Genomic DNA, 12,513 nt, shown 5'->3' with positions numbered 1-12,513 from the left:
CATAACAAATTATTTTTTCCGATTCTTCTGCAACCTAAGCATAACAACAGCAAAACGTTTTCCCAATTCCCTTGCTGAGGGGGTATCCAGATGCGTACCATCTCCTTTATGCACCAATCCTTCAGATGTAGCAAGTCCGGAATTTGGCACTTCATCTGCTAAATCTTTCAGTACCGCATTTATGAGTTTGTAATTTTCACGATACTGTCCCAGTTCCCCGGCTACAAACGGTACATCAGAAGCCAGCAGGTCCTTTCTAAGGTCGGCAATCAGCTTTTTCAGGTTCGCAATGTAACGTCCCGCCTTTTCTTCATTGCTATCTGCTTCTCCCTGGTGCCATACAATACCTTTAAGCACCCCATATTGCATTGCAATCTTAGCCCTTTTTATGGCATCATCGTAAGGGTGGTCTTTTAAATATTCCTTCCCTGCCTGCCATACCTCAATTGAAGAACCTCCTACTGCACATGGAATTAAGCCTATTCTTATCTTTTTGTTTTTACCAAGCATATGCTGGGCAAAACTCAGGCCAGGGCCAACACCTACCATAGCAGGTCGATCAAAATGAAGTGGATCCGTAGCCATAACCCAATCCCCGTTTTTGTTTAACATCAGTATCCTCGGGTTGATTTGCTTACCATCGCTATCTATTTTCCCTCTGCCTGCCATATTAGACTGCCCAATAAGCAGATATAAATGAAAATCAGGATCAGCCTTGTCCGGACTTTGCTGGCCAAGGCTGTTAAAAACACAGCAGAGCGAAACAAGAAATAAAAGGAACACAAATCTCATATTGCTAATTTAAAGCCATAAAAGTACCGTTTTGGGTGTGGCCAGAAATGGTACTTTCATACTGGTTTCATCTCTGGTTTATTTTTTTGCCGAAGAATGGGACAAAATATATTTCACCATTTTTTTTGCATCCGGTTGCGAAACTTTTGGATGTGCGGCCATAGGGATCTGCCCCCAGTTACCACTACCGCCCTTTATTACCTTTCCCGATAAGAGTGTAACATTTGCATCTGTGGCAGTGTATTTTTTTGCAATCTCCGTATAGGATGGGCCAACCAGTTTGCCATCTGGTTTATGACATGCAAAACAATCTGATTTCGCAATCAATGCTTTTCCTGCTTCAATGTCTTTTTTAGGGTCAGCAGTTTGACTCTTGGCTGCTCCTGTAGTAAATATACCCAGTGCCAGGCAGCCTGAAAAAAATAAGGTCTTGTTCATTGTTGTGTGTGTTACTATTAGGTTATTGTGTTCGGGTTAAAAATAAATATTTCCTGCAATCTGCCTTCTAAATATTTAATAAATTATTGTCCTTTTTTAAACATTTGCTCGTAATGGGCAGAAGCATCGAAAATACCCCCGCTTTTTGCGTAAAAATCATCCCCAAGTTCAAATATCCCTCCTGTTGTTTTAGTCCAGGTAGCCCCAGCATAAGGATGGTACCCGAGCATATGCTTCCAGTTTTTATAGTTCATATCACCATTAGTTTCTATAAAGCCCATATTTATACCTGGGAAAGGCGTTAAACGGGCCGCAAGATTTTTATTCCAGTCTATCAGTATGGGATTTACAGTAAGATCTGCACACAGGCATGGAATTTGATTTTCCGCTGCGAGTTTTGCAATTTTCATCGATATACTGAGCGTTTTTGCGATTCCTTTAAGTACCATTGCTCCATACCCCTGCTCTATTCTCTTTGTAGCATCAGCTTCCGTATGTATACTTTCATCCGCGGCCATCCTTATCCCCAGATCCGATACATTTTCATCATTATGTTCCGCCAGCGGCTCTTCATAAAATAAAATGTGTTCAAAGGCTCCTATCTTCCTGGCATGGTCCAGATAGCGCTGTAGTAATTCCTTACGTTCATACCGGCCATTCGCATCCATTGTATAAATCAGTTTACTATTGGGTGTACGGTCTGTACGCAGGTCTTTAAGGGCAGCATGAACCTGGCTCAATCTTTCCATATCCTTCTGCAACATCTCAGTCTGGCTTCCTGGATAACCCGTTTTTATTTTAAAAACAAAGTAACCTTCAGCAGCAGCCTTTGTCAAATCCAATACCGGCATCCCATAAGGCACCTGGTAAATAACCGCAACCTGGCGGTTTTTATGTGATAAAGCTTCTTTATAAGGCGCTGGAATCATTTCATCGAACGTTTTGTACTTGTTTTCAGCAGCATACATTAACCAAGCGGCATTGTCGGTGCTGATAAGCGCATTGTAAACAAAATTGAGGTTCAGATCAGCCTTACCGGTTATCCTTTTCGCCTCCCTAACCAATTCAGGAAATATTGCTTCCAACAATGCAATAGGATCTTTAAAAGGATTTTGCCTGATCAGCTCCAACGCCTTATTCACCACAAGAAACATCAGTGCATTACCCTCCGCTTCGGTATGGCTGGCAAAAAGATCAGCATCGCCATATAAAACACTTTGCGTTGCTATACCCGTGGTAGCCAGCCCCGATTCAGCCTGAATTCTGGAAGCGACCTGCCAGAGTTCTGTCAGATAGCCTCCTTTAAATCCAAATGGCCGAATCAGTTTTTCACGTTCAAAATCGGCATCAATAGTTGTTATTGTAATGTTTTTCATAATTGGTGTCGCGAAAAAAGAAGTTTTGTTCCAACCAGTTCCGGAAAATGCAGCCATCAGACCTGCGTTCTTAATAAAGGATCTTCGGTTCATTTCTCCTGGTATTTCCTTGATGGTGTTTTCTGACAATAACTAGCCAAGAAACTTTTTAACAAAAACATCATCTGTCAAGTCCGGATAAGCAGCACAAACCCGTTCTATTTCTGCGGCCTGCCCTTCCGACAATTGCTCTTCAGGGTTCAGACACCAGGTTCCTTCCATTAACCCCTGTTTTCTTAACACCTCATGTATACCCGGGATACAGCCATGGAAGTTATGCGAGGGATCAAATATCGCCGCATTCATATCCGTTACCTGTACGCCTTTACTTAGCAATGTGGCAGCATTTTGATACGCATTCCGTTTACAGGCTTTGACTTCTTCAAATAACCGAACGGCTGCGTTTGTCCACACTGCCCAATGCCCCAGCAATCCACCAATAAATTCTTTTTCTACTTTCTTTCCATCAACTTCAAACTCATAGCTGGTGAGCAGGTCTGCAATAATATTGTCATCATTACCCGTATAAAGGGCAATTTTATTTCTTCTGGTTGAATGGCATACCGCCCTTACCACATCCAGGGTCTGGTACCTGTTAAAAGAAGCTACTTTTATGGCTTCTACATTTTCTATTTCTGCAAACTGCAGCCAGAAATCATAGCTGAAGATGCGTCCGCCAACACTTGGCTGCAGATAAAAACCAAAAACCGGCATTACTGCTGCAACAGCTTTTACCCTGTCCAAAATCGCTGTTTCTGTCCAAGCCTGTAATCCGCCCATGCTCAAAAGCCCCATATCGTAGCCATACCTAAGAGCGGTCTCCGCTTCGGCTACCGCCTCTGCGGTAGGACCGCAAATTCCAGCCACTTTGATAAAAGGCCTTTCCAACCCCTCTTTTTCTACTTCTTCGGCTGCCAGACGCAAGACAGTGTCATAAAGATTAATCTTTGGGTCCCTGATCTCAAATTGCGTACTGTGTACCCCCACAGCCACGCCACCCGCACCAGCGGCCATATAATATCTGGTCAACTGCCGCTGCTGCTCCTCATTCAGCTTCCTATCTGAGGTTAATGCCAGTGGATGCGCAGGAATTACCGTACCTGCATCCAGGAATTTCTTCAATTCAGGTTTCAATTGCCGTGCCATCAGAATTGCCCTTTCCTTTCCTGAAAATGTGTGGGTTTATTGGAGATTTTACCACCCCCCTGTAACCAGCTCACTGTCATATCCATCATTTCTCTGATGGTTACCCTTGGATAACCAAACAGCTTATGGGCTTCAGAAGCATTGTTCAACAACGCTGTCTGCTGAACCTCATTTTCAAAAAGTGGTTCTTTACCCAGCAGCATGCCAAACTGTTCTGCAAGCCACTTTACCGAAAGTGTTTCCGGCCCGGTTACATTTAATAGTTTCGCAGGCGCACTGCAATGAAGCAAAGATCTGATTGCAATCTCATTGGCATCTCCCTGCCAGATCACATTCACATTTCCGGTAGTCAAATTTATTGGCCGGCCTTCATTTACAGATTTGGCAAGCTCTAACAAAACCCCATAACGAAGATCGATTGCATAATTTAAACGATAAATGAGGGTTGGTGTCTGGTTCTTTTCAGCAAAATATTGAAAGATACGCTCTCTTCCCAGACAAGACTGCCCGTATTCGCCAACCGGAGAAACCGGATGGTCTTCAGACAAACCACCAGAAGTAACCGGGGTAAAGGGATAAACGTTTCCTGTAGAGAAAACAACAATACGTGATTTTTTAAAACGCTCAGCAACACGACCCGGAAGGTAAGCATTCATGGCCCAGGTAAAGGCCTCTTTACCCGTGGTACCAAATTTGGTTCCGGCCAGGTAAATGATGTTTTCAACGTCTGGCAGCCCTGCCAGCTCAGCTTCATTCAGCAGGTCTGCAGAAATGGTCTCTACTCCGGCAGTTTCCAGTTCTTCCCGGGCATTGCCATCAGAAAAACGGGAAACACCGATAATGCGTTTTTTTTGTCCGGCCTGATCCACCGCCAGCTTAGCCAACCGGGCCATGCTGGGGCCCATCTTACCGCCAACGCCCAACAACATAATGTCGCCCTCAATTTTACGGATATCTGCAATCAGCCTTTCAGAAGGCTTTAATAACTCTTGTTCCAGTTGTGCTAATTCGGTCATTTAAAATAGGATTATTGAATTACTTAAAAAACAGTTCTTTAATATTGCTCAAAGCAAGAAATATCAATATGAGCAGGCCTATGGCCCCAAATATTTTGGTAGACAAAGAATTCACATGTTTGCCCATAATCTTAGGGTCATTGGAAATGGCATACATGGCAATACCAATGAAAGGAACCAGAAATATGGTGACACTCTGGGCAAAAACGATCAGTTCGAGCGGAAGTTTGCCAAATTTAATGGCTATAACCGCACCAAATACCATCACCAGGGCAATCAGCAATTTAACTGCTGTTGAATTCAGCTGACTTCCCTTACCAAATGCATCGCCCAGCAAAGCCCCGCCAACAGTTGCATTTCCTACAAGCGAAGAAAAAGAGGCACCAAAAAGTCCAACCAGGAAAAAGATAGAAGCAGCACTGCCAAACAGGGGTTCCAATGCCCTTGCCATATCGGATGCAGTGTTTACTTTAATCCCTTTGGTATTTAGAACTGCGGCAGCACAGATCATCACAATTGCACTCATCAGCCCAAGGATAACGATTCCTGTAATGCTGTGGCTTTTTTTTTCTTTGATCTCAGGGTTTACCTTTATTCGCTCCTGTACCAGGTAACTCTGGTAAAAAGCACCCACAATAGAAAAACAGGAAGCAAAAAAAGCTATAACCAGGCCCGTTGATCCTTCAGGCAGTTCTGGTATCAGTCCAGCAGCAATACCTGTAATGCTAGGCTTTGCAAAAAACAGGGTAGTTACAAAAGCAAAAAGCATCAATGCCACCAAAAAAATCATCAGCTTCTCGAGCACTTTATAAAAGGCCCTGAAGAAAAGCAAACCTATGCCTACAAGGTTGAATAGAATAACCCACAGCACAGGAGATGTACCTGTGGCCTCAGCCACTGAAATGCCAACGCCAATAGAATTTCCAGCCTGGAAGGAGGTGGTAACAAAGAAAATCCCCAATCCAATGGCCACCGCGGCAACATCCCCCCATTTCTGACGAATCGTCCCCAGGAGCGACTGTTCTGATGCCACACCAATCCTGGCCGCCATAACCGTAAAAATCGTCATAAAAAAAATAGCTACCACAACAATCCACAACAGGCTATAGCCATAGTCGGCCCCCAGTTTTGAGGTGATGGTCATTTTGCTGGGGCCAAAAACCAAGGCGGCTGTAATAATTCCTGGCCCAAGGGAAAGCAGCCATTTTTTAAGTTTTGATATCATTTTCAGGGTTAATTTGGTTTAGTTACGGCATTGACAAACAGTTTACTCAACGCTTCGTTAACGTACCCGAAAGTATAAATTAAAATATTAAAATCCAATATCTTTTTCCGGAACACGCTTTAGTTTTTTTTATTTTTTCATAATGTAAGAGAATATATCCCTCACTTCCTGTTCAGACAAGTGTTCTAAGATGCGTTCAGGCATCAAAGAAACCTGTTGGGCTTTCATCTCCTTAACCTTGGTTGCAGAAAGCACCATGTTTTTTCCCGCAACTGGCTGAAGTGTGATGGCATCACCATTTCTTGAGATGATTTTCCCCTCCAGTGTACGTCCGTCCGTTGTCACAATCTTATGGATCACATAACCTTCCCTGATATCGGCATTGGGATCAACAATGTTGAGCAACATGCTGTTCATATTATCTCTATCGTACCCGGTCAGATCTGGTCCTACATTCCCACCACCATCAAACAAGCGGTGGCAAGGGCCACAATTGCTGAGGTATAAAACCCTTCCTTTCTGAAGATTTCCCTTACCAGACCTGATAATTTTTGCAAATCTGGCTATACTTTCATTTTTTTCTGCAGACGTTGCCAGTTTCACATTTGGCCACAGCCTGCTTACCCGCTCAGTTATACCCGGATCTTTCAGCAATTTCAGTTTACGGGCAACTGCATCAGACACATCGGTCTTATTGATATTTCTGGTTTTTTCTATCGCATCCAGAAACGAAGCTGCCCATAAAGATCTGCTGGACACCAGGCCTATTGCAGCAGTCCTTACCCCTTCGTCTCCCCGGTATTGCGGATATGCAGCCACTACTTTCCTGCCGATCTCAGGCATATCAAAATATTGCAACGCCTGTAAAGCGGTTTGCTTTAAGGCTGCCGATGAACCCGATGTCTGTACTATTTTCAATAGGGCCGGCACTGCCTTTTTCTGCCCGCTTTCGCCAAGGAGCCTGGAATAAGCCAGTCGCTGTTGCGAATCGGCCTTTGGATCGGCAATAACCAGAATGGCTTTGTCAATAGCCCCGCCTTTTCCTTGCTTTATCCCCAATGCCAAAGGCCCACCAAAAAGTTCATTCTGATAAGGTTTTATGGCTTTCGCAAGGGCGGGTGATAGTCCGATCAAATCCCGCCCGCGAAGGCCTTCACTTAAACCACTGATCAATTCTTTTGCTGTATTTTTTGAAGGGGCCAGTTCAATTAATCTTGCAGCAGCTATAAAATTGGCTTCCCCTCCAGCCATCACATACCTTTGTATCAAACGCTTCAGTACTGTATTTTGAATGGTTTTGCTTTTCCAAACTGCAGCCTGCTGAAACATACCCAGCACCTTATCGCGATCTGCTTCAGCTTTGGCTTCTATGGCCCACCAGATCAATAGAGGGATATCCGCATCAGTGGCATCATCCCCGCTCTTCAATAGGCATTCGATGACAGGGATAGCTATACGGCCAGGTAAGCGTTTCGCGGTGGCAGCAATCTGGCTCCGGGTTTCAGGATCTGCTTCTGTTTCTGCCAGCCTGATCAGGTGTTTGGAAAATACCGGAGAGCGCAATTTATGATCACCTGCCAACCGCACTGCCCAGTTTCTCACAAAAGGATCTTTGTGGCTCAATGCCATATGCGCAATGTCATCATTCAACCCACCGCTCAGGTTTATGGCCCATAGCGCTTCCAACGCCAGCTGCCCATCCGCAGATTTCAGCAGTGGCAGCAGCAGTGGCACAAAAGATTTGTTTTTACGGTTTGCAAACTGGATCTGTGCCTGCTGCCGATACCATTTGTTTTCATTTTTTAACAATTGTATGAGCTGTTGTACCGAATATTTGCTGATATCGAACTTTGGCAATATGATTTTATTCGTTTTATTACACAGACGATAAACCCTTCCCGAGGTTTTATGCCAGGTATCGCGGGGATCTACATGCGAAAGACGGCTGTCGTACCAGTCAGCAATATAAACAGCGCCATCAGGCCCTGCTTTTACATTCACCGGACGGAACCAGTGATCGTCGGTTGTCAGGATCTTATCTTCGTCAATGGTTTTAAATGTAGATCCGAAAGACTCCAGCCTTGTAAGCTGGACAAAATTCAGCAGTGGGTTCAATGCAAACATCTTACCTTTGTACCTTTGAGGCAGAACATTTTCGTCATATTTAATCAGGGAATGTGTAAAGCGCTTTCTTTCACCACTAAGCTGCATGTTCTTCAGGTTTCCAAAAGTATAGGCATTGGTATAAGGTCCGTGTTTGCCCAGGCTTTTCTGGTAATAGGCGCCTTGTTTAAAATTAGGGCCCCGATCGTAACCATTGTCCCCCGAGTACAACCTGCCTTTGCTGTCAAATTCAACATTGAAAGTATTGCCACCACCTTCAGCATACACTTCAAACACATGGCTATCTGTATTGTAGCGCCATATGGCCTGCCCCTGGAAAGCCACATGCTTTGAAACAGAAGAACTGATATCTGCTGTAGCAGTACTGCCCTGTGCCCCGTACAGCCAGCCATCTGGTCCCCATCTTAAGCTATTTGCTACAGCATGCGTATCTTCCAGTCCAAAGCCCTGTAAATGTACAACCGGATTACCCTCGGGGATGCCGTCATTGTTCGTATCCGGATAAGCCAGCAGATAAGGTGGATTAAGCACCCAAATTTTACCACGTCCCGTTATTACGCTGGTTGCAATATTCAGTCCCTTAATCGCGTCTGTAGCTTTATCGTATTTGCCATCTCCGTTGGTGTCCTCAAATATGGTTATTTTATCTGCTCCCTTGGCCCCTCCCGGTGGTGCAGTTGGTATTTTATCGAATTTTACCCTAAGGTAATTGTCGATGCTGGTCACTTTCAGCCCTTCCGGATAGGGATATTGGTGGTATTGTACCACCCAAAGCCGCCCCCTGTGGTCAAAACTCAATTCTACAGGCTGTACAATCTGTGGTTCGGCCAAGACCAGGTCTAAGGCCAGATCGTTCGGATATTTAAAATGACTGAGCGTTTTTTGCGGAAGCGTAGGTTGGGAAGTGTCGGTCAGCGCACCAACACCTTTAAATGACTCCATATAGCGGGCTACCTCTTCATTGTCGCTTTTGGGGAAAAACGCAGCCTCTTTACCTACTTTTTTATCGGAATCCTGGTTACATCCGGCGGCAAGCATAACCAGGGCAATACAAATCACCCCTATCTTTTGTTCTATGTTCATTTTCTGTGTTTTAATGCTAAAACTCATTGAATTGTTATCGTCAATATTTTACAAAAATTCCCTTTTGTTGCATAAATCCATTAGCCAGTATTACAACGTAGGTTCCGGGCACCAATGCAGCAACGTTTACCGGACTGGAATTCAGTCCTTTCTTTATCTGCACCTTTTTAGATAGCACCGTATGCCCTAGCACATTCACAATCTGCATATCGGCTGTTCCGGCATCAGCGGCTTCATATTCGACCTCCATATCTCTATTCGCCGGGTTAGGAAATATTTTAAGTTTTCTTTTTAGGGACAGGCCAGAATTAATTTTAGAAAGTTCTTGTATACTGCCGACCGGCTGAGTGGCTCCTGAAAAATGCAGGCTGGTTCTTTTAACCAGTTTAAGCGTTTTAGAGAACCCATGTTCCAGGTTAAATGACAGGGTAACTGAATTCGTTTGTGCGCTAAAAGAAACATTAGAGGGGTTTTCCAGCACATCCCAGTTGCCATTAAGCACAAGGCTTACAGGCCTCGGATAAGCACGCCAGTAATAATCGTAAGCGGTCTCTTTTTTCACATTCATATCCGGTGAGTTCATGGTTACAGTAAGGGTGTCTCCGTTTTCCTTTATACCCAGCAGCGATACATCAGAAATACTTTTTACAAAGCCAATATTTACTGTGTTACTGGCTTTATAAAAGGCATAACTGGTCACTAACTTGGGCAGGTATTTTACCACATGCATGGTATCGCTTTGTTTAAGCACCTGGTATACTGTATTTGCCTCTATCTGTGCAGCTAATGCCTGCATAGCCTGAGGCGTTGTAGCCGGCACTGCCACAAACTGATAACTAGACTCTATCGGATTAACCCCATGATTGATCCATGCCTTACTAGCCAACGCTGTTTCAAATGAATTGGGAAGGCTCTGATCCATCACTGTTTCTTTAGGTGTAGATTGTGAGCCTCTAAAAACCCGGACTGTCCCATTTCCACGGGGTACATAATATCCGGTAGACTGACCATTTACGAGCCAGATACCAGCCAGCTGTGTATCCAGGGTCTGGTCGTAGTCGGCCGTAACCGCGGTTGCAGAATTGACATAAATCGCCGGATTGAGGGTTTTATTGATGCCCTGAAACAAATTGGTAGCCACATTTCCCCGTCCGTCTATGGCATTGATGTTACTTCCAAGACATACCAGAATGCTGTCGAACGCAAAGACTGTTTTCTTAAACCTGAGCCTTGAGGGCAGATAATTGCCATTAGCCATCTCGGCGAAGTTGAAGCCAAAAATGCCATCATCCCCCAAAGATAAGGAACCTGCAAAATTAAGGTTCTGAAATTCCATAGCCGTATCTTTCGAAGGCTGCAAGCCTGAAAACGTAGGGAAGTGAACTGTTGTAGTACCAGGCATTACGTTCCAGTCCCATCCTTTTCCATTCAGAATGTATCCTGTTGCAGCCAGCGTACCACTGTAAAGGATTTCCAGACTGCCATAACTTTGATAACGCCCATACCGGTTTTCATTTTTGTATATTTCTGCGCCAAATATTTTACTGGTAAAGCCCCTCATTACCGCTGTCCATTTACTTTTCCTCAGGATGCCTAAAGCGCCGTAGTTGTATTGATGAAAGCCCGTTGTAGCAATAGCCGGGACGGAATACTTGTTTGTACCGGTTACGTCGTTGTAAATCGCGCCCATTTCAGGATCGGCGGGCAGATGTTGTATGTCTCCCCCAATCTCAACAAACTTCTCAAAATCAGTCAGGCTTACAGGCAATGCAGCGGGGAAAGGGTTCCTTCCCGATTCGGCATGCGCAAAAAGTACACCCTTAGACGAACCCATCAGCAGATATTTCAAAGCCATGCCCATATGCCGATACGCCGCCAGATCAATTTTGTATGCGGTCCCTTTCAGCAAATCAGCCAACCCTATCCATGTGGCCCAGGCCCCCATATAACTGGTATGCTGCGAGCCATGGTGATAGCCCACCCCATCCGGCTTCACCCCGTCCCTTCCTCCAAGCGATGGGACGGTATTGCGCTCCATGAACCTTTTAACCATTTTCAATTCCCTTACCGCCACATTGTCATCGGGATCCAATACGGCCAATTCAAACAAAAATGCAGTCCGTAATTTCAGGTAGTCTACACTATATCCCTCCATAAAATCCGCACCATAGATCACACTATATTCGTTGGCCCATTTCAGCATTTTTAAGACCTCAGCTCTTAGTGCCGGCGTATAATGCGGTAGTGCCTCCAGGAAGCCTACCGGAAAAATCCGTGGATTGGTGTAGGAATTAGTTTGTAACACAATTCTGCCGCCCTCTGCCAGGCCTTCACTAATCAGGTACGCGGTAAACAATACGAGTTTGTCCTTTGCATCAGTATCTCCCTTATTTGCAGCCCTCGCCAGTGAACTGCAATGTCCGGAAATCAGAACAAGGGTAGCGGGATCATATATTTTCAAGAGACCATTCCCCCTGATGTTTCCGTCTGTATGATAGCTAATGTTGCAGGCAAGTACATAATTTTTTGCCGCTGTAAGCACGGCCGCTGTTACAGAGTCAGAATTTCTGGCAAAATGTGCCCTCAGCATTTGCATATCTGCCAGTTCCTGTGCCGTTGCTGCAACAACCGGCAAATCCGGTCCGCTCTTCCAGTTTTCCAGCACATTGAGGTAAGGCGCATTGGTTACCTGTTTTGCAAATTGGGGATAATCTGGCCATACATGTGGCCCCGGGATCCTCACATCTTTATTTCCGATGAGCGTCACCTCGTCAATATAGATCAGGCAGCTGTCAGCAATATTGGCAGGCTTATAGGTAATTTTCATCTCATTCAACAAAAATCCCGGCGTAGGACTTCCGGCACTGTAATCATAATAATACGAACGGTGAAATTCTCTCCAGCCTTTATAATTCAAAAGCATTTTTCCGGAACGTTGTACATTGCCACTACCATCCATAAACTCAAAAAGCAGGGTATCGTTAGATGGGGCCGGAACATGAATAAACATCCGGGCAATTGCCGATGCAGCAGTATCCAGCGATGCCTTAGGAATAGCCAGGTTTGTTGCCAGGATATACTTGCCGTTCTTTGCATGCCATTTCAAGGATTTGCCAGCCTTTATGTGCTCAGTACTTGCCGCCAGTGCCGAATCAGCATTGGTTTGCCAGTTTGAAGGAATGCCAGCATCAAATGAAACAAAGCGCTGCTGAGACCTCGCGCCCACTGTACCTAATAAAACCATTAGCCCGATAAATAAAGTTCTCATTTTCAT

Annotated in this window: 8 protein-coding genes; all 8 read right to left on the bottom strand. The window is 44.8% G+C overall.

What is annotated here, in order from left to right; all coding sequences use genetic code 11:
* Positions 1-9 precede the first annotated feature (9 nt).
* Positions 10-792: a sialate O-acetylesterase gene (locus B9A91_RS17860; protein ID WP_084240393.1), complete on the bottom strand. Its 783-nt coding sequence runs from the start codon at positions 790-792 to the stop codon at positions 10-12.
* 78 nt (positions 793-870) lie between these two features.
* The gene (locus tag B9A91_RS17855; RefSeq protein WP_084240392.1) at positions 871-1,230 is read right to left on the bottom strand and encodes a c-type cytochrome; all 360 of its coding nucleotides are present in this window, start codon (positions 1,228-1,230) and stop codon (positions 871-873) included.
* 83 nt (positions 1,231-1,313) lie between these two features.
* A complete protein-coding gene (locus tag B9A91_RS17850; RefSeq protein WP_084240762.1) occupies positions 1,314-2,699 on the bottom strand; it encodes a mandelate racemase/muconate lactonizing enzyme family protein in 1,386 nt (461 codons plus the stop codon).
* Between the two features lie 39 nt (positions 2,700-2,738).
* The gene (locus tag B9A91_RS17845; protein ID WP_084240391.1) at positions 2,739-3,791 is read right to left on the bottom strand and encodes a dihydrodipicolinate synthase family protein; all 1,053 of its coding nucleotides are present in this window, start codon (positions 3,789-3,791) and stop codon (positions 2,739-2,741) included.
* Positions 3,791-4,807 (bottom strand): NAD-dependent epimerase/dehydratase family protein, encoded by a 1,017-nt coding sequence (locus B9A91_RS17840; protein ID WP_084240390.1) that lies wholly within the window; start codon positions 4,805-4,807, stop codon positions 3,791-3,793. The genes B9A91_RS17845 and B9A91_RS17840 overlap by 1 nt, the downstream gene beginning before the upstream one ends.
* A 19-nt stretch (positions 4,808-4,826) precedes the next feature.
* Complete coding sequence (locus tag B9A91_RS17835) at positions 4,827-6,032, bottom strand: Nramp family divalent metal transporter (RefSeq protein ID WP_084240389.1); 1,206 nt, start codon at positions 6,030-6,032, stop codon at positions 4,827-4,829.
* Positions 6,033-6,161: 129 nt separating this feature from the next.
* Complete coding sequence (locus B9A91_RS17830) at positions 6,162-9,239, bottom strand: PVC-type heme-binding CxxCH protein (RefSeq protein WP_084240761.1); 3,078 nt, start codon at positions 9,237-9,239, stop codon at positions 6,162-6,164.
* A gap of 40 nt (positions 9,240-9,279) precedes the next feature.
* Positions 9,280-12,507 (bottom strand): polysaccharide lyase family 8 super-sandwich domain-containing protein, encoded by a 3,228-nt coding sequence (locus B9A91_RS17825; protein WP_159451737.1) that lies wholly within the window; start codon positions 12,505-12,507, stop codon positions 9,280-9,282.
* Positions 12,508-12,513: the final 6 nt, after the last annotated feature.

The organism is Pedobacter africanus, assembly GCF_900176535.1.
In the GTDB taxonomy this organism is placed as follows: Bacteria; Bacteroidota; Bacteroidia; order Sphingobacteriales; family Sphingobacteriaceae; genus Pedobacter; species Pedobacter africanus.
This window is presented reverse-complemented; position numbering and strand designations above follow the sequence as displayed.

Coding starts and splice junctions, on each gene's coding strand:
- B9A91_RS17830 (WP_084240761.1), bottom strand. CDS start 9,239: ATGAACATAGAACAAAAGATAGGGGTGATTTGTATTGCCCTGGTTATG.
- B9A91_RS17855 (WP_084240392.1), bottom strand. CDS start 1,230: ATGAACAAGACCTTATTTTTTTCAGGCTGCCTGGCACTGGGTATATTT.
- B9A91_RS17825 (WP_159451737.1), bottom strand. CDS start 12,507: ATGAGAACTTTATTTATCGGGCTAATGGTTTTATTAGGTACAGTGGGC.
- B9A91_RS17850 (WP_084240762.1), bottom strand. CDS start 2,699: ATGAACCGAAGATCCTTTATTAAGAACGCAGGTCTGATGGCTGCATTT.
- B9A91_RS17860 (WP_084240393.1), bottom strand. CDS start 792: ATGAGATTTGTGTTCCTTTTATTTCTTGTTTCGCTCTGCTGTGTTTTT.
- B9A91_RS17840 (WP_084240390.1), bottom strand. CDS start 4,807: ATGACCGAATTAGCACAACTGGAACAAGAGTTATTAAAGCCTTCTGAA.
- B9A91_RS17835 (WP_084240389.1), bottom strand. CDS start 6,032: ATGATATCAAAACTTAAAAAATGGCTGCTTTCCCTTGGGCCAGGAATT.
- B9A91_RS17845 (WP_084240391.1), bottom strand. CDS start 3,791: ATGGCACGGCAATTGAAACCTGAATTGAAGAAATTCCTGGATGCAGGT.